General features: G+C 72.9%; 18 protein-coding genes. 10 read left to right on the top strand and 8 right to left on the bottom strand.

Features of this window, described 5'->3' with window-relative positions; translation table 11 throughout:
- The first annotated feature begins 2 nt into the window (after window positions 1-2).
- Entirely contained in the window at window positions 3-3,656 is a 3,654-nt protein-coding gene (gene cydD / locus ACIQUR_RS25325) for a thiol reductant ABC exporter subunit CydD (protein WP_403668371.1), read from the top strand.
- A 24-nt stretch (window positions 3,657-3,680) separates the two neighbouring features.
- Complete coding sequence (locus ACIQUR_RS25320; protein WP_403668368.1) at window positions 3,681-5,396, top strand: GAF domain-containing sensor histidine kinase; 1,716 nt, start codon at window positions 3,681-3,683, stop codon at window positions 5,394-5,396.
- Window positions 5,397-5,455: 59 nt separating this feature from the next.
- On the opposite strand, the gene ACIQUR_RS25315 is transcribed toward ACIQUR_RS25320, so the two are convergent.
- On the bottom strand, window positions 5,456-6,313 hold the full coding sequence (locus ACIQUR_RS25315; protein WP_403668364.1) for a Cof-type HAD-IIB family hydrolase: 858 nt from the start codon (window positions 6,311-6,313) through the stop codon (window positions 5,456-5,458).
- Between the two features lie 120 nt (window positions 6,314-6,433).
- On the opposite strand from ACIQUR_RS25315, the gene ACIQUR_RS25310 reads away from it, so the two are divergent.
- On the top strand, window positions 6,434-7,336 hold the full coding sequence (locus tag ACIQUR_RS25310; protein ID WP_403668361.1) for an LLM class flavin-dependent oxidoreductase: 903 nt from the start codon (window positions 6,434-6,436) through the stop codon (window positions 7,334-7,336).
- Between the two features lie 247 nt (window positions 7,337-7,583).
- A complete protein-coding gene (locus ACIQUR_RS25305) occupies window positions 7,584-8,513 on the top strand; it encodes a class I SAM-dependent methyltransferase (RefSeq protein ID WP_403668358.1) in 930 nt (309 codons plus the stop codon).
- A 58-nt stretch (window positions 8,514-8,571) separates the two neighbouring features.
- On the opposite strand, the gene ACIQUR_RS25300 is transcribed toward ACIQUR_RS25305, so the two are convergent.
- Complete coding sequence (locus tag ACIQUR_RS25300; protein ID WP_403668355.1) at window positions 8,572-9,111, bottom strand: RNA 2'-phosphotransferase; 540 nt, start codon at window positions 9,109-9,111, stop codon at window positions 8,572-8,574.
- A 231-nt stretch (window positions 9,112-9,342) separates the two neighbouring features.
- On the opposite strand from ACIQUR_RS25300, the gene ACIQUR_RS25295 reads away from it, so the two are divergent.
- Window positions 9,343-10,080, top strand: a complete 738-nt coding sequence (locus tag ACIQUR_RS25295; protein ID WP_403668351.1) for an aquaporin — start codon at window positions 9,343-9,345, stop codon at window positions 10,078-10,080.
- Between the two features lie 92 nt (window positions 10,081-10,172).
- On the opposite strand, the gene ACIQUR_RS25290 is transcribed toward ACIQUR_RS25295, so the two are convergent.
- The 3 genes from ACIQUR_RS25290 to ACIQUR_RS25280 form a co-directional block, all read right to left on the bottom strand.
- Window positions 10,173-11,090: a MerR family transcriptional regulator gene (locus ACIQUR_RS25290; protein WP_403668348.1), complete on the bottom strand. Its 918-nt coding sequence runs from the start codon at window positions 11,088-11,090 to the stop codon at window positions 10,173-10,175.
- 176 nt (window positions 11,091-11,266) lie between these two features.
- Complete coding sequence (locus ACIQUR_RS25285; RefSeq protein WP_403668558.1) at window positions 11,267-13,048, bottom strand: SDR family oxidoreductase; 1,782 nt, start codon at window positions 13,046-13,048, stop codon at window positions 11,267-11,269.
- 2 nt (window positions 13,049-13,050) lie between these two features.
- Window positions 13,051-13,887 (bottom strand): M24 family metallopeptidase, encoded by an 837-nt coding sequence (locus ACIQUR_RS25280; RefSeq protein WP_403668345.1) that lies wholly within the window; start codon window positions 13,885-13,887, stop codon window positions 13,051-13,053.
- Between the two features lie 230 nt (window positions 13,888-14,117).
- Here ACIQUR_RS25280 and ACIQUR_RS25275 point away from each other — a divergent pair, with 230 nt between their 5' ends.
- From ACIQUR_RS25275 to ACIQUR_RS25255, 5 genes are all read left to right on the top strand, one after another.
- On the top strand, window positions 14,118-15,080 hold the full coding sequence (locus ACIQUR_RS25275; RefSeq protein WP_403668342.1) for an ABC transporter ATP-binding protein: 963 nt from the start codon (window positions 14,118-14,120) through the stop codon (window positions 15,078-15,080).
- Window positions 15,070-15,957, top strand: coding sequence for an ABC transporter permease (locus tag ACIQUR_RS25270; protein WP_403668339.1), 888 nt, complete (start codon window positions 15,070-15,072; stop codon window positions 15,955-15,957). Before ACIQUR_RS25275 ends, ACIQUR_RS25270 begins: the two co-directional genes overlap by 11 nt.
- Window positions 15,954-16,865, top strand: a complete 912-nt coding sequence (locus ACIQUR_RS25265; protein ID WP_403668336.1) for an ABC transporter ATP-binding protein — start codon at window positions 15,954-15,956, stop codon at window positions 16,863-16,865. The genes ACIQUR_RS25270 and ACIQUR_RS25265 overlap by 4 nt, the downstream gene beginning before the upstream one ends.
- Window positions 16,866-16,879: 14 nt before the next feature.
- On the top strand, window positions 16,880-17,599 hold the full coding sequence (locus ACIQUR_RS25260) for an ABC transporter permease (RefSeq protein ID WP_403668333.1): 720 nt from the start codon (window positions 16,880-16,882) through the stop codon (window positions 17,597-17,599).
- Between the two features lie 110 nt (window positions 17,600-17,709).
- Window positions 17,710-18,378: a rhomboid-like protein gene (locus ACIQUR_RS25255; RefSeq protein ID WP_403668330.1), complete on the top strand. Its 669-nt coding sequence runs from the start codon at window positions 17,710-17,712 to the stop codon at window positions 18,376-18,378.
- Window positions 18,379-18,541: 163 nt separating this feature from the next.
- Here the strand turns inward: ACIQUR_RS25255 and ACIQUR_RS25250 are convergent, their stop codons facing one another.
- The 3 genes from ACIQUR_RS25250 to pheA all read right to left on the bottom strand — a co-directional run bounded on the left by ACIQUR_RS25250 (window position 18,542) and on the right by pheA (window position 22,129).
- Window positions 18,542-19,348, bottom strand: a complete 807-nt coding sequence (locus ACIQUR_RS25250; protein ID WP_403668326.1) for an HAD family hydrolase — start codon at window positions 19,346-19,348, stop codon at window positions 18,542-18,544.
- Window positions 19,345-20,622 (bottom strand): serine--tRNA ligase, encoded by a 1,278-nt coding sequence (serS, locus tag ACIQUR_RS25245; RefSeq protein WP_403668323.1) that lies wholly within the window; start codon window positions 20,620-20,622, stop codon window positions 19,345-19,347. The genes ACIQUR_RS25250 and serS overlap by 4 nt, the downstream gene beginning before the upstream one ends.
- Window positions 20,623-21,193: 571 nt before the next feature.
- Window positions 21,194-22,129, bottom strand: coding sequence for a prephenate dehydratase (gene pheA, locus ACIQUR_RS25240; protein ID WP_399944251.1), 936 nt, complete (start codon window positions 22,127-22,129; stop codon window positions 21,194-21,196).
- Window positions 22,130-22,151 lie beyond the last annotated feature (22 nt).

Below are 22,151 nucleotides of genomic sequence, written 5' to 3'. Positions count from 1 at the left end.
GGATGTTTCACGTGAAACCGATCGACCCGCGTCTGCTCCGGTACGCCCGGTCCACCCGCCGCTTCCTCGTGGCGACGGTGGTCCTCGGCCTGGTGGGGGCGGCGCTGGTCGTCGGCCAGGCGATGCTGATCGCCGAGGTCGTGGTCGGTGCCTTCCAGCGCGGGCTGGGCGGTACCGAACTGCGGACCCCGCTGCTGCTGCTCGCGGGCGTGGCGCTCGGGCGCGCCTTGGTGTCCTGGCTGACCGAGCTGGCCGCGCACCGCGCCAGCGCCGCGGTGAAGTCGGAGCTGCGGGGCCGGCTGCTGGACCGGGCCGCCGACCTGGGCCCCTCCTGGCTCAGCGGACAGCGCACGGGTTCGCTGGTGGCCCTGGCCACCCGGGGTGTGGACGCGCTCGACGACTACTTCGCGCGGTACCTGCCGCAGCTCGGGCTGGCCGTGGTGGTGCCGGTGGCCGTACTGGCCCGGATCGTCACCGAGGACTGGGTGTCCGCCGCGATCATCGTGGTCACGCTGCCCCTGATCCCGGTCTTCATGGTGCTCATCGGCTGGGCCACGCAGGCCCGGATGGACCGTCAGTGGCAGCTGCTCTCCCGGCTGTCGGGGCACTTCCTCGACGTGGTCGCGGGTCTGCCGACGCTGAAGGTGTTCGGGCGGGCCAAGGCGCAGGCCGAGTCCATCCGGGCGATCACCGCCGACTACCGGCGGGCGACGCTGCGGACCCTGCGGATCGCCTTCCTGTCCTCCTTCGCGCTGGAGCTGCTGGCCACCCTGTCGGTGGCGCTGGTGGCCGTGACGATCGGCATGCGGCTGGTCCACGGCGAGCTGGACCTGTACACGGGCCTGGTCATCCTGATCCTGGCGCCCGAGGCGTACCTGCCGCTGCGTCAGGTGGGTGCGCAGTACCACGCGGCCGCCGAGGGGCTGGCGGCCGCCGAGGAGATCTTCGAGGTGCTGGAGACCCCGGTGCCGGGGGCGGGCGGGACCGCGGCCGTGCCGGCGGACTCCGGGCTGCGGGTCGAGGGCGTGTCCGTGCGGTACCCGGGGCGGGAGGCCGACGCGCTCGGCGCCGTCTCACTGACCGTGGCGGCGGGGGAGACCGTCGCCCTCACCGGTCCGAGCGGCGTGGGCAAGTCGACGCTGCTCCAGGTGCTGCTGGGGTTCGTGCGGCCCACGACCGGGCGGGTGCTGGTCGGGGGGACGGACCTGGCGGAGCTGTCGCCCGAGGAGTGGCGGGCCCGGATCGCGTGGGTGCCCCAGCGGCCGTACCTGTTCGCCGGGACGATCGCCGAGAACGTCAGGCTGGCCAGGCCCGGGGCCACCGACGCGGAGGTGGAGCGGGCCCTGGGCGACGCCGGGGCGCGGGACTTCGTGGCCGCGCTGCCCCGGGGGGCCGGGACGGTCCTGGGCGAGGGCGGGGTGGGGCTGTCCGCCGGCCAGCGCCAGCGGCTGGCCCTCGCTCGGGCGTTCCTCGCGGACCGGCCGGTGCTGCTGCTGGACGAGCCCACCGCCGCGCTCGACGGGGAGACCGAGGCGGGCGTGGTCGAGGCGGTACGACGGCTCGCCGCCGGGCGCACGGTGCTGCTGGTCGTGCACCGGCCCGCGCTGCTGTCGGTCGCCGACCGGGTGGTGCGGCTGGGGTCCGGCGCCGACGGGTACGGGGCGGGGGCCGTGGTCCGCGTGCCGGGCGCGGTGGAGCGTTCGGGCGCGGCGCGGGGTGCGGAGGGCCGTACCGGTGCGGGCGTGACGCCCGGCGCCGGGGATCTCGGGGTGCCGGACGCGATGGGTGAGGCCGGGGATCTCGCGGCACCGGGCGCGACGGGTGACGCCGGGTACCTCGCTGCTCCGGGCGCGGCTCCGGGCGACGTCGCGGGGGCCGTGCGGGGCGCCGGGCGGCCGGTGCTGGCCCGGGTGCGCACCGAGGCGCGCCGCCGCTGGGGGCGCTTCGCCGGTGCCCTCGGGCTGGGCAGCCTCGCCACCGCCTCGGCCGTGGGCCTGATGGCGGTCTCCGGCTGGCTGATCTCGCGGGCCTCGGAGCAGCCGCCCGTGCTCTACCTGATGATGGCGGTCACCGCGACCCGCGCCTTCGGCATCGGACGGGCGGTCTTCCGGTACGCCGAGCGGCTCGTCTCGCACGACGCCGTGCTGCGCATGCTGGCCGACCTGCGGGTGTCCGTGTACCGCCGGCTCGAACGCATCGCCCCGGCGGGACTGCGCCGCACCCGGCGCGGCGACCTGCTCTCGCGGCTGGTCGCCGATGTCGACGCGCTCCAGGACTACTGGCTCCGCTGGCTGCTGCCGCTCGGCACCGCCGTCCTCGTGGGTGCCGCGTCCGTCGGTTTCACCGCCTGGCTGCTGCCGGCCGCCGGAGCGGTCCTCGCGGTCGGCCTGCTGGTCGCGGGGGCCGGCGTACCGCTGCTCAGCGGCACGGTCGCGCGCCGCGCGGAGCGCCGTCTGGCGCCCGCCCGGGGCGAGCTGGCCACCCAGGTGGCCGATCTGCTCTCCGGGACCGCTGAGCTCACCGTCGCCGGAGCCCTGGCCGCCCGCAAGGAGCGGGTCCGCGCCGCCGACTCCCTCCTCACCCGGATCGCCCGCCGCGGCGCTTCCGCCACCGGTCTCGGCTCCGGGCTGACCGCCCTGGCCTGCGGGCTCACCGTGGTGTTCGCGGCCCTGGCCGGGGTCCGCGCGGTGGCCGACGGCCGGCTGTCCGGGGTGGCCCTGGCCGTGGTGGTCCTGGCTCCGCTGGCCGCCTTCGAGGCCGTGGCCCCGCTGCCGCTGGCCGTGCAGTACCGCCAGCGCGTCCGGCGTAGCGCGGAGCGGGTGTACGAGGTGCTCGACGCGCCCGCGCCCGTACGGACCCTCGCTCCGGTCCGTCCGCCGGCCTCGCCCTTCCCGCTGCGGCTCCGGGGCCTGCGGGCCCGGTACCCCGGCCAGGAAGGCGACGCGCTCGCCGGGATCGACCTCACCGTCGAAGCGGGCCGGCGGATCGCCGTGGTGGGCGCCTCGGGCTCCGGCAAGACCACGCTCGCGCAGGTGCTGCTGCGCTTCCTCGACGCGGAGGAGGGCTCGTACACGCTCGGCGGCACCGACGCCCGGGCCCTCGACGAGGACGCCGTACGCCGGTTCGTCGGCCTGTGCGCGCAGGACGCCCACATCTTCGACAGCTCGGTACGGGAGAACCTGCGGCTGGCCAGGACCGGTGCCACCGACGCCGAACTGCGGGAGGCCCTGGCCGCGGCCCGGCTCCCCCTGGACCTGGACACGCCGGTGGGTGAACACGGCGAACGGATTTCCGGCGGCCAGCGCCAGCGGCTGGCCCTGGCCCGCGCCCTGCTCGCCGACTTCCCGGTGCTGGTGCTGGACGAGCCCGCGGAACACCTCGACCTGGAGACCGCCGACGCCCTGACGGCCGATCTGCTGACCGCGACCGAGGGCCGCACGACGCTGCTGATCACCCACCGGCTGGCGGGGCTCGACGCGGTGGACGAGGTCGTCGTCCTGGACCGGGGCCGGATCGTGCAGCGCGGCGGGTACGCGGCGCTGGCGGAGGCCGAGGGACCGCTGCGGCGGATGCTGGAGCGGGAGTGGGCGGCGGACCGGCTGTCCGGCCGGGCCGGCGGGGGCCGCAGCACCGCCATGGCCGACTTTCCCCAGTAAAAGGGACTAACTAGGCTCAAGGTCATGTCAGTGCAGGAGTCGCAGGAATCCCCGGACCCGCTCGAAGCCGCCACCGAGGCGACACGGAGCCTCCAGGGACTGTCCACCGAGCTCACCGCCCGTGTCCCCCAGCTGCTGGAGGCGATGCGGTCGGTCGGCACGGGCCTCGAGCTGCACTCCACCCTCGACCGCATCTGCGAGACGGCCGCCGAACTGGCCGACGCGCAGTACGCCGCCATCGGGGTCGTGGACGTCGAGGGCCGAGGGCTCTCGGACTTCGTCACGTACGGCATCGACGAGGAGACGTCCCGGCGCATCGGCCACCGCCCCGACGGCAAGCGGGGCCTGCTCGGTGCGCTGATCAGGGATCCGCAGCCGGTCCGGCTCGCCGACCTGACCAGCGACCCGCGCTCCGCGGGCTTCCCGGCGCACCATCCGCGGATGCGGAGCTTCCTCGGCGTACCGATCCGCGTGCAGGGCGAGATCTTCGGCAACCTCTACCTCGCGGAGAAGCGCGGCGGCGTCGAGTTCAACGACTACGACCTGCACATGGTCCGGGTGCTGGCCACCGAGGCGGGCATCGCGATCGGCAACGCCCGGCTCTACGAGGCGGCCACCCAGCGGGAGCGCTGGATCGACGGCTCCGTCGCCGTCACGACCGCGCTGCTCTCCGGCGGCGACGCGGACGACGCGCTGGCGGTGGTGGCCGAGCAGGCCAGGCACCTGGCGGACTCGGCTGCCGGGATAGTGATGCTGCCGGCGGAGGACGGAGGCATGGAGATCGTCGCGGTCTCCTCCGACGACCCGGCCACCTCGCTCGGCGTGGTCGTCCCCGCCGAGAGCGCGGTGGTCGACAGCCTGATGGCGGGCGAGCCGGTCTTCGTGGACGACGTCTCCGCCGATCCCCGCATGATCAGCCGTCTGACCAGCCAGTACGGCCCCTGCATGATGCTCCCGCTGCAGAGCGGGGGCCGGGTGCTGGGCGCCCTGGTGACCCCGCGGGCGCGGGGCAAGCGGCCGTTCACGGAGGCCGAGCGGACCCTCGCCACCCAGTTCGCCTCGCAGGCCGCGCTCGCGCTGATGATGGCCGAGGCGCAGCGCGACCGGGAGCGGCTGGCGGTCTACGAGGACCGCGACCGGATCGCCCGCGACCTGCACGACCTGGTGATCCAGCGGCTCTTCGCCACCGGGATGATGCTCGAGGGCGCGCAGCGCAGGTCGATCGTGCCCGAGGTGCGCGAGGGCGTCGGGAAGGCCGTCGACGAGCTCGACGTGACGATCCAGGAGATCCGTACGGCGATCTTCGCGCTCCAGCAGGGCCCGGCGGAGGCGCCCTCGGGGCTGCGCACCCGGGTGCTGCGCGAGATCAACATGGCCGCGGTGCCGCTGGGCTTCAAGCCGTCCCACCGCTTCCTCGGCGCGGTCGACGCCGTGGTGGGGGAGCTGGTGGGCAAGAACCTGATCGCCGCGCTGCGGGAGGCGCTGTCGAACGCCTTCCGCCATGCCGAGGCCGGCCGGATCGAGGTGCTCGTCGACGCCACCGCCAAGCTGGCGGACGGGCGGCCGGCGGTACGGCTGGAGGTGGCGGACGACGGGGTCGGCATCCCGGAGGGCGGGCGCCGGAGCGGGCTGCGGAACCTGCGGCGCCGGGCCGAGTCCCTGGGCGGGGCCAGCTGGTACGGGCCGGGCCTCGGCGAGGACGGGGGCGGGACGCGGCTGGTGTGGGAGGCGCCGCTGTAGGGCGGCGCGGTCACGCTCGCGCCGTCGCGCTGCATCCGGCCCCCGGCCGGCGGGCTCCGTCAGGCCCCGCGCTCGGCCAGCATGCGCTCGATGACGACGGCCACGCCGTCCTCGGTGTTGGCGACGGTACGGCCGGAGGCGGCCGCGATCACGTCCGGGTGGGCGTTGCCCATGGCGTACGAGGTGCCGGCCCAGGTGAGCATCTCGATGTCGTTCGGCATGTCGCCGAAGGCCACCACCTCGTCGGCGGAGATGCCGCGCTCGGCACAGCACATGGCCAGGGTGCTGGCCTTGGAGACCCCGGGCCCGCTGATCTCCAGCAGGGCGGTGGGGCTGGACCGGGTGATCGAGGCGTGCCGGCCGGCCGCCTCCCGGGCCAGGGCGAGGAAGGCGTCCGGGGCGAGTTCGGCGTGGTGGGCCAGCAGCTTGAGCACCGGTGCCGTGCTGTGTTCCTCGTGCAGCAGCTTCTCCGCGACGGCGACCGTGGCGCCGGGGTCGAGGAAGAAGGGCGGGTAGGCGGGCTCGTAGTTGATGCCCGTGGTCAGCTCGACCGCGAAGGAGGTGCCGGGCACGGCGGCGCGCAGGGTGCGCACCACCTCCAGGGCGACGGGCCGGTCGAGGGGCCGTACCTCGATGATCTTCCGTCCGGCGTGCAGGTCGACCACGGCGGCGCCGTTGGCGCAGATGGCCAGGCCGTGACCGTGTACGTGGGCGCTGACCACGTCCATCCAGCGGGCCGGGCGGCCGGTGACGAAGAAGACCTCGATGCCGGCGGCCTCGGCCGCGGCCAGCGCGGCGACCGTGCGGTCCGAGACCGTCTTGTCGTCCCGCAGCAGGGTGCCGTCGAGGTCGGTGGCGATCAGCCGAGGGGCCCGGGGGTGCTTGGGAGCTGCGGTCACCCGTCCATCTTCGCCCATGACGGCGCGGGTACGTGCGACAGGTCGAACACCCGAGCCCCCTTGGGCCAGGGCGCGCCCCGGTGCCGCCGGGACGCCGGTGTTCGGTGGGGTCCCCGGGACGGTCGTAGGCTCGTGGGCATGAGCCTGCGTCTGAGCACCGTGATCCTGCCCGTCCACCGCTGGCACGAGGGGGGCCGCGAGCGCTGGCAGCGCGCCGAGGAGCTGGGCTTCCACGCCGCGTACACCTACGACCACCTGTCCTGGCGGAGCTTCCGCGACGGGCCCTGGTTCGGGGCGCTGCCGACCCTCACCGCCGCCGCGACCGCCACGGAGCGGCTGCGCCTGGGCACTCTCGTCACCTCGCCGAACTTCCGGCACCCGGTGACCCTCGCCAAGGAGCTGATCTCCCTCGACGACATCTCCGGCGGCCGGGTCACCCTCGGCATCGGCGCGGGCGGCAACGGTTTCGACGCCACCGTGCTGGGCCAGGAGCCCTGGACCCCGAGGGAGCGCGCCGACCGGTTCGGGGAGTTCCTCCCCCTGCTGGACCGGCTGCTGACGGAGGACGCGGTCAGCCACACCGGCACGCACTACTCCGCCGACGAGGCCCGCAACGTGCCGGGCTGCGTCCAGCGCCCGCGGCTGCCCTTCGCGGTGGCCGCGACCGGGCCGCGCGGCCTCAAGCTCGCGGCGCGGTACGGCCAGGCATGGGTGACCACCGGCGACCCGAAGCTCTACGAGGACGGCACTCCGGAGCAGTCGGTGGAGGCCCTGCGCGGCCAGGTCGAGAAGCTCGGCAAGGCCTGCGCGGACATCGGCCGGGACGTCGCCGAGCTGGACAAGGTGCTGCTCACGGGCTTCACGCCGGACCGGAACACGCTGCTGGGCTCCGTGGAGGCCTTCGTGGACTTCGCCGGCCGCCACCGGGAGCTCGGCTTCACCGAGATCGTCGTCCACTGGCCGATCGCCGACTCCGACTTCGCCGCCGACCAGGCCGTCTTCGAGGAGATCGCCACGGAGGCGCTCGGCCGGCTGGGCTGAGGTACGGGCGGGACGGGCAACAGCGCAGGGGGTCGTACCGGCGCACACCTCGGGGATTGCCGTGGCGGTGTGCGTCGGTCGGGCGGGGGCCGGGCGCGTCGCGCATGGACGGTGTGTGAACGGCTCGCGGATGGGCGGGGGTTGACGAGGTGACAGCGCGCGAACTTCACCCCATGGCCCTTGGGCTGGATGCGGGGCAGTCAATAGCTTCGTTTCACGTGAAACGGTCCGCATCCAGGAGAACCCCATGACCGATGTGCCACTCCGCGCCCGTCCCGCGCGGCGTCTGCTCCAGCCCCTGATCGACCGCATCGACCGGCGGATCGATCGGCGGCTGCGGGCGGCCGACCGGCAGATCGACACCCTGCGGCAGGAGCTCCGCCGTACGCAGGAGCAGCTGGCCACCCAGCACGCCCGGCCGTTCACCCATGACCTGCTCTACGGCAAGGACGGCCGGCTCAACGACCGGATGCCGAGCCGTGAGGTCTTCAGGAAGCTGTCGGACGAGATCGCGGCCGTCGCGGGCCGCCCGGGGGCGTGGACCGAGACGGCGCAGGCCTTCCGGACGCTGGTGGAGCTGGAGTCCCGGGGCGTGGGGCGGATCGCCGGCTCCACCGTGAACATCCTGGGGAAGCTCACCACCACGCCGCTGCTGGGCCCGCCGAACGGCGAGATCCTGGAGATCGGCACGCTGTACGGGCTCTTCGCCGGCGGCATGGCCCGCCAGCTGCTGCGCCGGGGGCTCGGCTACCGGCTGACGATCGTGGACCCGATCGCACCCGTACAGCTCCAGCCCGGGGTGGAGATCAGCCGGGACCCCTCGGGCACGCCGATCAGTGAGGACGTCGTGCGGGCCAACCTGCTGTTGGCGGGCGTGCACCCGGACCGGCTGCGGCTGCACCGCGGGTTCTCGCAGGACCCGGCGGTGCGCGAGGCCCTTTCCGACCGCCGGTACGGGGTCATCGTGATCGACGGTGACCACTCCGAGGAGGGCGTGGCGCGGGACCTGGAGTGGGCCGAGGAGATCGCGGCCACGGGGGCGGTCGTGGTGCTCGACGACTACGGCGACGCGCGGTGGCCCGGGGTCCAGGCGGCCGCCGACGCCCACCTGGCCGGGCGCACCCGGCTGCGGCTGGTGGGCACGGTCGCCACCAGCGCCTTCCTGCGGGCGGGCTGACGGACCGGACCGTACGGCCGCCGCTGTGGTCCGGCGCGTTCCTGCGGGCGGGCCGGGGTCAGGGGAAGCGGATGAACTCCGGCGGCACGGCGTCCACCAGCCACACGCCGTTCTCGCTGATCCGGAAGGAGTGACCGGCGGCGCGCATCGCCGCCGCGTCCACGCTCAGCACGACCGGACGGCCCCGGCGCGCGCCCACCCGCGTCGCGGTCTCCCGGTCGGCGGAGAGGTGGACGTGGTGGCGCCGCATGGGCCGCAGCCCCTCGGTGCGGATCGCCGTGATCACGGCGGGCACGGTGCCGTGGTAGAGGTACGCGGGCGGTTCGGCCTCGGGCAGGCCGAGGTCGACGGTCACCGTGTGGCCCTGGCTGGCGCGGATGCGGGTGCCCTCCACGGCGAAGCGGCGCTTGTCGTTGGTGGCCACGACGTGGTCGAGCTCGGCCCTGCTGAAGGCGAAGCCATGTGCGGCCGCGGCCGCGAGCAGGTCGTCGATCTCCACCCAGCCCTGGGCGTCGAGCACCAGTCCGATGCGTTCCGGCTGATGTCTCAGGTGCTTCGAGACATATTTCGACACCTTCACGGTGCGGCGTTCGTCCATGGGCCCAGCGTGCCCGCAGGGCAGGGGCCCCGGCATGCCCTTTTCCGGTTCTGCCGCCGCCAGGCCGGGCCGACCCGGCGGCGGACGAGGGGTGGACCCCCTCTATCGCACTTCCAAGATACGAAATACATTTTCCGTTAGGACTCCGCACGTGAAGACATCCGTCGCCGGGTCCACCCACCACTTCGTCGTCGACGACCGTCGACCCATCCGTTCCAGGGGGACACCACCATGCCCGCTTCCGCCTCGCTGCCACGCAGGGCCGCCGCCGAGTTCACCGGTACCGCCGCGCTGCTGGCGATCGTCGTCGGCTCCGGCATCCAGGCCGCCGCGCTCAGCGGGGACACGGGCGTGGCGCTGCTCGCCAACGCCACCGCCTCCGCCATCGGCCTGGGGCTGATCATCACGCTGTTCGGGCCCCTCTCCGGCGCCCACCTCAACCCGGTCGTCACGCTCGTCTCCTGGTGGACCCGGCGCACCGGCGGTGAGGGGCTGACCGGGCGCGCGGCGGGCGTGTACGTGGTCGCCCAGACCGTGGGTGCCGTGGCCGGAGCGGTGCTGGCCGAGGTGATGTTCGGCAGGACGCCGGGGGCGTTCGCCGCGCAGGCCAAGGACGGTGCGCACCTGCTGGTCGGGGAGGTGGTGGCCACCGCCGGGCTGGTGCTGGTCATCCAGGGGCTCGGGAGGATCGGACGGCCGCGGCTGGTCCCGGCCGCGGTGGCCGGGTACATCGCCGCGGCGATCTGGTTCACCTCGTCCGGCTCGTTCGCCAACCCGGCCGGCACGGTCGGCCGCGCCTTCTCCGACTCGTTCACCGGGATCGCCCCCGCCTCCGTGCCCGGCTTCGTGGCCGCCCAGCTGGTCGGCGGCGGACTCGGCCTGGCGCTGTCGCTGGTCCTGTACGGGCGGGAGCGGGCGCGCGACGCCGAGGTGACGCCCATCAACACCGCCTATCGTGCGGCGAGTTGACGCAATCCACAGTCACGGTCGGTTATCCACAGCCCATTTGCCGGGGTATGTCGGCGATTGAGTGATCGTCTGTGGGCAACCCTGTGGGTAAGTCAGTCACCCTTCCGTGAGGCCAGCTCGTTCATCGTCCGGGCCTGCAGCTCCCGCTCGGTGGCGGCCCGTACGAAGGCCGCCACGTGGGCCGGCCCCACCAGCTCCTGCACCGCGCGCACCGTCTCGGCCGGCAGCGCCACCGGGGACGGGCCCGACGGGGACACCGGCTGGCCGGCCGCCCCCAGGTGCCGCTGGAGGTGGCGGGTGGCGAACAGCCGCATGGCGCGGGCCAGCTCGGCGTCGACCGTCTGCTGGGCCAGCGGCCGCAGCCGGCGTACGAGCGTGGCCGCCTCGGCGGCGTCCGCGTCGGTCGGCGGGTGCGAGCCGAGGTACCGGGCGAAGACGTGCTCGGTCGTGAAGTCCAGGAACCGCGAGGCGATCGACTCCACCTGCCCCCGCAGCTCGCGCAGGTGCCCGGTGATCGCGTCCAGCGGCACGCCCGCGGCGTGCAGTTCGGCCGCCACCGCCAGCTCCTGCGGGCTGGGCACCAGGAACTCGTCCGAGGTGCCCGGCACCCGCTCCAGCACTCCGAGCTCGACCGCCTCGTCGACGGCCCGGTCGTCGGGCCTGCCCCCGAAGCGGTCGTTCAGCTCCTCCCGGGTGATCCGGGCGGCCTCCTCGTCGGTCCAGGGCCCGTGCACCTCGGCCACCAGACCGAGGACGCCGCCCAGGCCCCGCCCCGCGTCCCAGGCCTCCAGGAGTTCCTTGATGGAGGCCAGGGTGTAGCCGCGGTCGAGCAGGTCGGCGATCTGGCGCAGCCGGGCCAGGTGCGTGTCCCGGTACACGTTGGACCGGCCGCGCCGCTCCGGCTTCGGCAGCAGCCCGCGGTCCTGGTACGCCCTGATGGTGCGCACCGTGGCTCCGCTGTGGTGCGCCAGATCCTCGATCCGGTACTCCGCCACCGCCTGCTCGGACACTCAGCACTCCCTACGACATCGCCGCCCGCCGGCACCGCCCGCCGCGGCCCGGGCGGCCGGTGGGGCCGCCAGGTGCTCGGCCGCCCTGTGCGGCGAGCCCTCCTGCGAGGGATGGTACGACCGGCGGAATCAGCAGGGTATGGCCGTGCCGGGCTCTCTGCGGGTGGCGTACGCGGTCACAGCCTGGGCTCCAGCCGGGCGATCGCCCGCAGGGTCCGGGGAGTGAACCGGGACATCCACAGGGCGCCGCGCGATTCGGGGGTCACCGGCACCACCGCCTGGTTCTTCACCACGGCCTGGAGGATCGCGTCGGCCACCTTCTCCGGCGGGAAGTTGCGCAGGCCGTAGAGGCGCGAGGACTTCTGCTGACGGCGCTTCTGCTCGGCCTCGTCGACCCCGGCGAAGCGGGTGGTGGCGGTGATGTTGGTGTTGACGATGCCCGGGCAGATCGCGGAGACGCCGATGGACTTGCCGGCCAGCTCCGCCCGCAGGCACTCGCTGAGCATCAGCACCGCGGCCTTGGAGGTGCTGTAGGCGGGCAGCGTCCGGGACGGCAGGTACGCGGCGGCCGAGGCCGTGTTGACGATGTGGCCGCCCTGGCCGCGCTCGGCCATCTGCCTGCCGAAGATCCGGCAGCCGTGGATGACGCCCCAGAGGTTGACGTCGAGGACCTTCCTCCAGTCCTCCGCGGTGGTGTCCAGGAACGACCCGGACAGTCCGATCCCCGCGTTGTTCACCAGCACGTCGACCACGCCGTACTCCGCCGCGACCTTGGCGGCCAGCTGCTCCATCGCCTGCTCGTCGCTGACGTCCACCGTCTCGCCCCAGGCCTCCGGGGAGCCGAGCAGCCGGGCCATCTCGGCGGTGCGCGCCGCGCCCTCGCCGTCCCGGTCCACGGCCACGACCCGGGCCCCCGCCTCGGCGAACGCGAAGGCGGTGGCCCGCCCGATGCCGCTCGCGGCCCCGGTCACCAGCACCAGCTGGCCGCCGAACCGGTCGGCGTACCGGCCGGTGGCCGCCGCCGGGGCCGTCGTACCCGCCGCACCGGCGGCCGCCCGGTCCTCCTGCGCCTCGACGAACTCGCCGATCCAGGCCGCCAGCTGGTCGGGCCGGGTGCGCGGCACCCAGTGCTTGGCCGGCAGGGTGCGGCGCAGCACGTTCGGCGCCCAGAGCTCCAGGTCGTCGTACAGCCGCTCCGAGAGGAAGGCGTCACCGGTCGGCGTGATCAGCTGGACCGGGGTGTGGGCGTACGCGTCGGCGCGCGGCCGGCGCAGCCTGGCGCGGACGTTGTCGCGGTAGAGCCAGGCGCCGTGCGCCGCGTCCGAGGGCAGCGAGGCCGTCGGGTACTCCCCCGCCGGCACCTTTTCGACCCGGGCCAGGATCCCCGGCCAGCGCTTGCCGAGGGGGCCGCGCCAGGCGAGCTCCGGCAGCACCGGGGTGTGCAGCATGTAGACGTACCAGGACTTGGCGCCCTGCCCGAGCAGCTGGGCCGCCCGGCGCGGGGTGGGCCGCGCCATCCGCTTCTTGATCCAGTGTCCGAAGTGGTCCAGGGAGGGCCCGGACATCGAGGTGAAGGAGGCGATCCGGCCCTCGGTGCGCTTGACCGTGGCGAACTCCCAGGCCTGCACCGAGCCCCAGTCGTGGCCCACCAGGTGCACCGGGCGGTCCGGGCTCACCGCGTCGGCCACGGCGAGGAAGTCGTCCGTCAGCTTCTCCAGCGTGAACCCGCCGCGCAGCGGCACCGGAGCCGTGGACCGCCCGTGCCCGCGCACGTCGTACAGCACCACGTGGAAGCGCTCGGCCAGGCGCGCCGCGACCTCCGACCACACCTCCTTGCTGTCCGGGTAGCCGTGCACCAGCACGACCGTCGGCCGGCCCGCGTCCCCGAGCTCCGCGACGCAGAGCTCGACGCCCCCTGTGTGTATCCGGCGCTCCCGCGCCCCGCCCAGAACGGCCATGCTCACGCTGCCTTCTCCTCTGCCCAGCGCCGCACGTGCGGCAGGTCGTCGTCCAGCCAGTAGGCGCTCTCCTCGGGATCCCGGGAGTCGGTGACGACCAGGATCTCCTCGAACTTCGCGCCGGTGCCCCGGAAGCCCAGGTGGGGTTCGACCGCCCACAGCCCCGGCTGCGGGGGGTGGTCCGAGAACTTGTACGGGCTCCACAGCGGCGACCAGCCCTCACGGTGCCCGTGCAGGGCGTCGCTCACCAGCCCCTTGAGCGACTGGGTGCCGAACCCGAAGGCCGTCGGTGACCAGCGCCGCTCCTTCACCCGGTCCACCTTGTGCGCGATCACGCCGAAGGGATAGGCGCGGTGGCGGTTGGCGTACCCCTGGCGGATCATCAGCCGCTCCACGTCCTCGTAGATCTCGCGCAGCGACCGGCGCTCGCGGACCTGCGTCAGGATCAGCTCGCGGTGCGCCCTGAGGTCGGCCATCAGCCGGTCCTGTACGGGGTTCGGCCCGAGGGAGCCCGAGTAGCCGATGTCCGCCGTGTAGCCCTTGTAAACGGGGGCCATGTCGAGGATGAAGGGCATCCCCGCCTCCAGCCGCCGGTTGGTCGGGAAGAACTGGAGCGGGATCCTGAAGTCCGTGAACGCGGTCCGGTCGCCGAACCAGGCGAAGGGAAGGTGGAACCAGTCGGTCACCCCGCGCTCGCGCAGCCAGTCCCGCTGCATCCGCGCCGCCTCCCGCTCGGTGACGCCCGGCCGCAGCCGCGCGGCGACCGCCTCGGCGCACTCGTAGGCGAGCCGCTGCACTTCCCTGAACCCGCGGAACTCCTGGAACCCGTCCCCTGCCATGCCAGCCCCGTCCCGGTAGCCGTACGTGCCCGTAAGTTGACACTGATGAATGTGACAATGCCTGGAGATGACGTCAAGAGCCGTGCACACACCTGTGGAAAACCTTTCGGCGGCCTTCCGGGGTAGCTCTCGGGTCCTGCCTCCCCTACGGGCATGTACGACCCAAGGCGGAGAACGGTAACCCGCTACAGAGTGACGATCCGCGTGGCCTGCGCCACTACCGTCGAACCGTGACTGTCATCGCGACCGAAAGCCTGAGCAAGCGGTACACGGAAGTGACCGCCCTTGACCGGCTCTCCCTGGACATCGGCCCCGGCGTAACCGGCCTGGTCGGCGCCAACGGAGCCGGCAAGTCCACGCTCATCAAGATCCTGCTGGGGCTCTCCCCGGCCACCGAGGGCCGTGCCTCCGTGCTCGGGCTGGACGTCGCCACCAGTGGCGGCGCCATCCGGGAGCGCGTCGGCTACATGCCGGAGCACGACTGCCTGCCGCCCGACGTCTCGGCCACCGAGTTCGTCGTCCACATGGCGCGCATGTCCGGGCTGCCGCCGACGGCCGCGCGCGAGCGCACGGCCGACACGCTGCGGCACGTCGGCCTGTACGAGGAGCGGTACCGCCCCATCGGCGGCTACTCCACCGGCATGAAGCAGCGGGTCAAGCTCGCCCAGGCCCTGGTCCACGACCCGCAGCTGGTCCTCCTCGACGAGCCGACCAACGGCCTGGACCCGGTCGGCCGCGACGAGATGCTCGGCCTCATCCGCCGGGTCTACACCGACTTCGGCATCTCGGTGCTGGTCACCTCCCACCTCCTCGGCGAGCTGGAGCGCACCTGCGACCACGTCGTCGTCGTGGACGGCGGCAAGCTGCTCCGCTCCAGCTCCACCAGCGACTTCACGCAGACCACGACCACCCTCGCGGTCGAGGTCACCGACTCCGACGCCCACCCGGACGGCACCCGCGCCCTGCGCGAGGCCCTCGTCGCCGCGGGCGTCACGCTCCACGTGAGCACGGAGCAGGGCCTGCCCGGCGCGGGCCACGTCCTCCTCGTCGAGGCCACCGGCGAGCAGACGTACGACACGGTGCGCGACACCGTCGCCGGCCTCGGCCTGGGCCTGGTCCGCATGGAGCAGCGCCGCCACCACATCGCGGAGGTCTTCAAGGACCGGAAGGGAGCCGGGAGCCATGGCGCCTGAGACCTCCACCCAGATCCACAACATCGGCTACCGCTCCTACGACGGGGCCCGCCTCGGCCGCGCCTACGCCCGCCGCTCGCTGTACTCGCAGTCGCTGCGCGGCGCGTACGGCCTGGGCCGCTCGGCCAAGTCCAAGGTGCTGCCGATGCTCCTCTTCGGGATCATGTGCGCGCCGGCCGCGATCATCGTGGCGGTGGCCATCGCCGTACCGGGCTCGACCGACCTGCCCATCAAGTACACGGGCTACGCCCTGTACCTCCAGATGGTGATCGGCCTCTACGTCGCGTCGCAGGCCCCCCAGTCGGTCTCCCGCGACCTGCGCTTCAAGACCGTGCCGCTGTACTTCTCGCGGCCCATCGAGCGCGTCGACTACGTCCTCGCGAAGTTCGCGGCGATGGCCTCGGCGCTCTTCGTCCTCACGGCGACGCCGCTGCTGATCATGTACATCGGCGCGCTGCTGGCCAAATTCGACTTCGCGGACCAGACCAAGGGGTTCGCCCAGGGACTGGTCTCGGTGCTCCTGCTCTCGCTCCTCTTCTCGGGCATCGGCCTGGTGATGGCCGCCCTCACGCCGCGCCGCGGTTTCGGCGTCGCCGCCGTCATCGCGCTGTTCGTCATCCCCTTCGGCGCGGTCTCGACCGTGCAGGTCATCGCCCACGAGACCGGCGCCCCGGGCCCCATCGAGTGGCTCGGCCTGTTCTCGCCGATCACCCTGATCAGCGGCTTCCAGTCGGTGTTCCTGGGTGCCGACTCCGCCTTCCCGGGCGAGGTGGTCCCCTCCACCGGCGTCGGCTTCGTCTACCTGCTCGTCATCCTCGGCGTCATCGCGGGCTCGTACGGCGTCCTGATGGCCCGCTACCGGAAGGCCGGACTGTGACCACCATCGACATCGACCACGCGTCGCGCTGGTTCGGCAACGTCGTCGCCGTCAACGACGTCACGATGAGCATCCGCCCCGGGGTGACCGGTCTGCTGGGTCCCAACGGCGCCGGCAAGTCCACCCTGATCAACATGATGGGCGGCTTCCTGGCGCCCTCCACGGGCACCGTCACCCTCGACGGCTCCCCGATCTGGGGCAACGAGCAGATCTACCAGCACGTCGGCGTGGTGCCCGAGCGCGAGGCCATGTACGACTTCCTGACCGGCCGTGAGTTCGTCGTCGCCAACGCCGAACTGCACGGGCTCGACGCCCGGGCCGCGCAGCGCGCCCTGGCCACGGTCGAGATGGAGTACGCGCAGGACCGCAAGATCGCCACGTACTCCAAGGGCATGCGGCAGCGGGTCAAGATGGCATCCGCGCTCGTCCACGACCCGTCGGTGCTGCTGCTCGACGAGCCGTTCAACGGCATGGACCCGCGGCAGCGGATGCAGCTGATGGACCTGCTGCGGCGGATGGGCGACGAGGGCCGCACGGTCCTCTTCTCCTCCCACATCCTGGAGGAGGTCGAGCAGCTCGCCTCCCACATCGAGGTCGTCGTCGCCGGCCGGCACGCCGCCTCCGGCGACTTCCGCAAGATCCGCCGCCTGATGACGGACCGCCCCCACCGCTACCTCGTCCGCTCCTCCGACGACCGCGCGCTGGCGGCGGCCCTGATCGCCGACCCGTCCACGGCCGGGATCGAGGTCGACCACGCCGAGGGCGCCCTGCGCATCCAGGCCGTCGACTTCGGCCGGTTCACCGAGCTGCTGCCGCGGGTCGCCCGCGAGCACGGCATCCGGCTGCTGACGGTCTCGCCCTCCGACGAGTCCCTCGAGTCGGTCTTCTCCTACCTCGTAGCGGCCTGAAGGAGCTGGCATCGATGTACAACCCCACGGTCGCCCGCCTCACCTACCGGGCCCTGCTCGGCCGCCGCCGGGCCCTGATCCTCTTCGCGCTGCCCGCCCTGCTCCTGGTCATCGCGGTCGCCGTCCGGCTCCTCAACGGCGCGGACGACACCACCGCGGCGGGCCTCCTCGGCGGCTTCGCGCTGGCCACGATGGTGCCGCTGATCGGCGTGATCGCCGGCACCGGGGCCATCGGCCCGGAGATCGACGACGGCTCGATCGTCTACCTGCTCGCCAAGCCGGTGAAGCGTCCGACGATCATCATGACGAAGCTGACCGTCGCCATCGCCGTGACCATGGTCTTCTCGGCGGTCCCCACCCTGCTCGCCGGCCTGATCCTGAACGGCAACGGCCAGCAGATCGCGGTGGCCTTCACCGTCGCGACCCTGGTCGCCTCCATCGCGTACAGCGCGCTCTTCCTGCTCCTCGGCACGGTCAGCCGCCACGCGGTGGTCTTCGGCCTGGTCTACGCCCTGGTCTGGGAGTCCCTGTTCGGCTCCCTGGTGCCGGGCGCCAAGACCCTCAGCGTCCAGCAGTGGTCGCTGGCCCTGGCCGAGAAGGTCACCGGCCCGGGCGTGGTCGACTCCGCGGTCGGCCTGCCCACCGCCGCGGTCCTGCTGGCCGCCGTGACCGTCGTGGCGACCTGGTTCGCCGGCCAGAAGCTGCGCCGCCTCACTCTCGCCGGGGAGGAGTGAGCCGCGGCGCGGCCGGGTGAGTGCCCCTCATCCGGCCGCGCGCCCCGGGGAGGTGACCCTCCGCGCGGGCGTACCGGGCGGACCACAGGGTCCGGAGTGATGATCGGATCATGACGTCTCACTCCGGACCCGAACCGTCCCGGCCCGTGCGGTCCTGGATCCGGTCCTCGCCCGGTACGCACGTATGGCTCGCGGTCATCGCGTTCACCAGCCTCGTCGTGGTGATCGTGCCGGACCGGACCGAGCACTTCCTGCTGCACCGCCACAGCAGCAACATCCACGAGCTGGTCAAGCACCCGGTCGAGGCGCTGGTCGGCAGCGCCTTCTGGATCGAGAACCCCGCCTCGCTGCTGCTGTACGCGGTGCTCTTCGAGGTCTTCCATGCGAACGTGGAGCGCTGGCTCGGCACCCTGCGCTGGCTGGTGATCGTGGCCACCGCCCACGTCGTCGCCACCCTGGTCAGTCAGGACGTGGTGCTGATGGCCATCCGGGACGACCGCGCACCGCGCAGCATGGCCCACGTGGTCGACATCGGAGTGAGCTACGGACTCGCCGCCGCGGTCGGCGTCCTGACGTACCGGCTGCCCGGCCCCTGGCGCTGGTTCTACCTCGTCGGGGCGGTCGCCTTCTTCGCTGTACCGCTGCTGACCGGCGGCACCTTCACCGACCTCGGCCACGCCATCTCGCTGGCGATCGGCCTGCTGTCCTGGCCCCTCACGCGCAGCCCGGCGCACCCCCACCCGGACATCCTCGCCCGCGAGGACGAACCCGCCCCCTGAAGGGGCCGGGAGGGCCGGCAGGGCCGGGAAATTCGCTGGTACGTACGGGCCGCCGACGGCAGAGTGAAACCCGCGGGGGAACGATCCGGGTCCGGGGCAGCCGCTTCGAGCGCGCCGCAAGGCGCGGGCGGCCCCGGACTCCGGTGAGCGCGTCGCGTACGGGTCAGGCGGCGCCGAGCAGGCGTTCCAGCACCACCGCGATGCCGTCTTCCTCGTTCGACGTCGTCACCTCGTCGGCGACGGCCTTGAGCTCGTGGTGGGCGTTGGCCATGGCCACGCCGTGCGCGGCCCAGCCGAACATCGGGACGTCGTTCGGCATGTCGCCGAACGCGATCGTCTGGTCCTTCTTCACGCCCAGCCGCCGGGCGGCCAGCGACAGCCCGGTGGCCTTGGTCAGCCCCAGCGGGAGGATCTCCACCACGCCGGGACCGGCCATCACGATGTCGACCAGCGAGCCCACGACCTGCCGCGCGGCCGTGGCCAGCGCGTCGTCGTCCATGCCGGGGTGCTGGATGTAGAGCTTGTTCAGCGGCGCCGTCCACAGCTGGGCCAGGTCGTCCAGGAACACGTGCGGGAGGGGACCCTCCTGCACCCGATAGCCCGGTCCGACCAGCACCTCGCCGTCGATGCCGTCCCGGCTGGCCGCCAGCGCCACCGGGCCCAGCTCCGCCTCTATCTTGGCGAGCGCCAGCCCGGCGAGCTGCCGGTCGAGCGTCACCGACGTGAGCAGCTTGTGGGCCCCGGCGTCGTACACCTGCGCGCCCTGGCCGCACACCGCGAGCCCCTGGTAGCCCAGGTCGTCGAGGATGTGGCGGGTCCAGGGCACCGAACGTCCGGTCACGACGATGTGCGCCGCGCCCGCCGCGGTGGCCGCGGCGAGCGCCTCGCGCGTCCGCTCCGAGATCGACTCGTCGGCCCGCAGCAGCGTGCCGTCGAGGTCCGTCGCGATCAGCCGGTACGGGAAACTCACTTGGAGATCGGCTCCAGGAACTCGCGGCCGCCGAGGTAGGGGCGGAGGACCTCGGGCACCCGCACCGAGCCGTCGGCCTGCTGGTGGTTCTCCAGCAGCGCCACGATCGTCCGCGGAACGGCGCACAGCGTGCCGTTCAGCGTCGCCAGCGGCTGGATCTTCTTGCCGTCACGGACGCGCACCGACAGGCGGCGGGCCTGGAAGCCGTCGCAGTTCGAGGCGGAGGTCAGCTCGCGGAACTTGCCCTGGGTCGGGATCCACGCCTCGCAGTCGAACTTGCGCGAGGCGGAGGCGCCGAGGTCGCCGGTGGCGACGTCGATGACCTGGAAGGGCAGCTCCAGGGAGTTCAGCCACTGCTTCTCCCAGGCCAGCAGCCGCGCGTGCTCGGCCTCGGCCTCCTCCGGCGCGACGTACGAGAACATCTCGACCTTGTCGAACTGGTGGACGCGGAAGATGCCGCGGGTGTCCTTGCCGTACGTGCCGGCCTCGCGGCGGAAGCACGGGGAGAAGCCGGCGTACCGCAGCGGCAGCTTGTCGGCGTCGATGATCTCGTCCATGTGGTACGCGGCGAGCGGGACCTCGGAGGTGCCGACCAGGTAGTAGTCGTCCTTCTCCAGGTGGTACACGTTCTCCGCGGCCTGGCCGAGGAAGCCGGTGCCCTCCATGGCGCGCGGGCGGACCAGCGCCGGGGTGAGCATCGGGATGAAGCCGGCCTCGGTCGCCTGGGCGATCGCGGCGTTGACGAGGGCGAGCTCCAGGAGCGCGCCGACGCCGGTCAGGTAGTAGAAGCGGGAGCCGGAGACCTTGGCGCCGCGCTCGACGTCGATGGCGCCCAGCGCCTCGCCCAGCTCCAGGTGGTCCTTGGGCTCGAAGCCCTCGGCGGCGAAGTCGCGGATCGTGCCGTGGGTCTCGAGGACGGTGAAGTCCTCCTCGCCGCCGACGGGCACGTCGGGGTGCACGATGTTGCCGAGCTGGAGGAGCAGTGCCTTGGCGGCCTCGTCGGCCTCGTTCTGCTCGGCCTCGGCGGCCTTGACGTCGGTCTTCAGCTGCTCGGCGCGCTTCAGGAGCTCGGCCCGCTCCTCCGGGGAGGCCTTGGGGATGAGCTTGCCCAGCGACTTCTGCTCGTTGCGCAGTTCGTCGAAGCGCACGCCGGAGGACCTGCGGCGCTCGTCGGCGGAGAGCAGCGCGTCGACGAGCTCGACGTCCTCTCCACGGGCGCGCTGCGAGGCGCGGACACGGTCAGGGTCTTCACGGAGCAGCCGGAGGTCAATCACCCCACCAGGCTACCGGCCTGGGCTTCGGGGCCGGACACCGATATCACGCTGCGTGTCACTATGTCCTAATTGCCGTGAATGGAAATCTGGGGGTGTGTGGCCGGAACCGATCCCTCCGCCGAAGTCGATAAAAGGGTGCCCTTTCTCCGAAAAGGGGCGCGGCGGGACAGGTGGGTGACGGTCCTCCGGCCGTCGGACCCCTTGGGGGGAGCGGGTCGCCGGGGTCCGGTTGTCCACAGGAATTCACAGGAAGGGTGCGTTATCCACAGGCTGTGGGGGCGGGCTGTGGATGTGAATTGCGATCTTTCTCCAGCCCTTCGCGAGGCGAAGGAATCTCGGCCCAAACCCCCATCACACACTCATTCGGGTGGGAATGGCTCGCCCCAAAGAGTTGATCAACGGTGCGAGGGTGACGGCGTTCATCTCCCGGGAGTCGGGGTGTCACCCGGTTCCGTCGACCGATTTGTCGACGATGTCGTGCTCGGATGTCGACTTGTCCCCAGGTCGAGAAGCCTCCCTGTGGATAACTCTGTGGACAATCCCGGGGGTGGGGACGGAGCCGCCGGACCGGTCAGGCGCGGCCGTCGAGGCAGCGAGTCAGCCAGTCCGACGCGGCCGTGAAGTCACCGTCCGAAGTCCCGGGCCGCGGCGCGCGCACATCGGCGGCCGAGACGCCCGCCCGCGGGTACGACCCCAGGAACCGGACGTTCGGACAGATCCGCTTCAGGCCCATCAGCGCCTCGCCCACCCGGCGGTCCGAGATGTGACCCTCGGCGTCCACCGCGAAGCAGTAGTTGCCGATGCCCTCGCCGGTCGGCCGGGACTGGATCAGCATCAGGTTCACCCCGCGCACCGCGAACTCCTGGAGCAGTTCCAGCAGGGCACCCGGGTGGTCGTCGCCGAGCCAGATGACCACGGAGGTCTTGTCGGCACCGGTCGGCGCGGAGGGCCGGGCCGGCCGTCCCACCAGGACGAACCGGGTCTCGGCGTTCTCGGCGTCGTGGATCTCGGTGACCAGCGGCTCCAGGCCGTACGTCGCCGCCGCGAACTCACCCGCGAAGGCCGCGTCGTACCGGCCCTCCTGCACCAGCCGCGCCCCGTCCGCGTTGGAGGCGGCCGACTCCCAGACGGCGTCCGGCAGGTTGGCCCGCAGCCAGTTGCGGACCTGCGGCTGCGCCACCGGGTGCCCGGTGACCGTCTTGATCTCGGACAGCTTCGTGCCCGGCCGCACGAGCAGCGCGAACGCGATCCGCAGCCGCACCTCGCGGTAGATCATCAGCGGCTCGCCGGCGGCCAGCTCGTCGAGGGTCGCCGTCACCCCGCCCTCGACCGAGTTCTCGATCGGGACGAGTGCCGCGGCGGCCTCCCCGTTGCGCACCGCGTCGAGCGCGGCGGGCACCGACACCATGGGAACGAGCTCCCGGGTGGCGGCTTCGGGCAGCGTGCGGAGGGCGGCTTCCGTGAAGGTGCCCTCGGGACCGAGATACGTGAAGCGGGTGGCCGACATGCGATCAGCCTAGTGCTCCCGG

Source organism: Streptomyces sp. NPDC101132 (genome assembly GCF_044759225.1).
In the GTDB taxonomy this organism is placed as follows: domain Bacteria; phylum Actinomycetota; class Actinomycetes; order Streptomycetales; family Streptomycetaceae; genus Streptomyces.
Note: the sequence above shows the minus strand (reverse complement) of the source record. Positions and strands in the feature narration are given on the sequence as shown.

Bases quoted from the DNA above. Each gene is read 5' to 3' on its own strand.
- cydD (WP_403668371.1), top strand. From the start codon at position 3: ATGTTTCACGTGAAACCGATCGACCCGCGTCTGCTCCGGTACGCCCGG.
- ACIQUR_RS25320 (WP_403668368.1), top strand. From the start codon at position 3,681: ATGTCAGTGCAGGAGTCGCAGGAATCCCCGGACCCGCTCGAAGCCGCC.
- ACIQUR_RS25315 (WP_403668364.1), bottom strand. From the start codon at position 6,313: ATGGGCGAAGATGGACGGGTGACCGCAGCTCCCAAGCACCCCCGGGCC.
- ACIQUR_RS25310 (WP_403668361.1), top strand. From the start codon at position 6,434: ATGAGCCTGCGTCTGAGCACCGTGATCCTGCCCGTCCACCGCTGGCAC.
- ACIQUR_RS25305 (WP_403668358.1), top strand. From the start codon at position 7,584: ATGACCGATGTGCCACTCCGCGCCCGTCCCGCGCGGCGTCTGCTCCAG.
- ACIQUR_RS25300 (WP_403668355.1), bottom strand. From the start codon at position 9,111: ATGGACGAACGCCGCACCGTGAAGGTGTCGAAATATGTCTCGAAGCAC.
- ACIQUR_RS25295 (WP_403668351.1), top strand. From the start codon at position 9,343: ATGCCCGCTTCCGCCTCGCTGCCACGCAGGGCCGCCGCCGAGTTCACC.
- ACIQUR_RS25285 (WP_403668558.1), bottom strand. From the start codon at position 13,048: ATGGCCGTTCTGGGCGGGGCGCGGGAGCGCCGGATACACACAGGGGGC.
- ACIQUR_RS25280 (WP_403668345.1), bottom strand. From the start codon at position 13,887: ATGGCAGGGGACGGGTTCCAGGAGTTCCGCGGGTTCAGGGAAGTGCAG.
- ACIQUR_RS25270 (WP_403668339.1), top strand. From the start codon at position 15,070: ATGGCGCCTGAGACCTCCACCCAGATCCACAACATCGGCTACCGCTCC.
- ACIQUR_RS25260 (WP_403668333.1), top strand. From the start codon at position 16,880: ATGTACAACCCCACGGTCGCCCGCCTCACCTACCGGGCCCTGCTCGGC.
- ACIQUR_RS25255 (WP_403668330.1), top strand. From the start codon at position 17,710: ATGACGTCTCACTCCGGACCCGAACCGTCCCGGCCCGTGCGGTCCTGG.
- pheA (WP_399944251.1), bottom strand. From the start codon at position 22,129: ATGTCGGCCACCCGCTTCACGTATCTCGGTCCCGAGGGCACCTTCACG.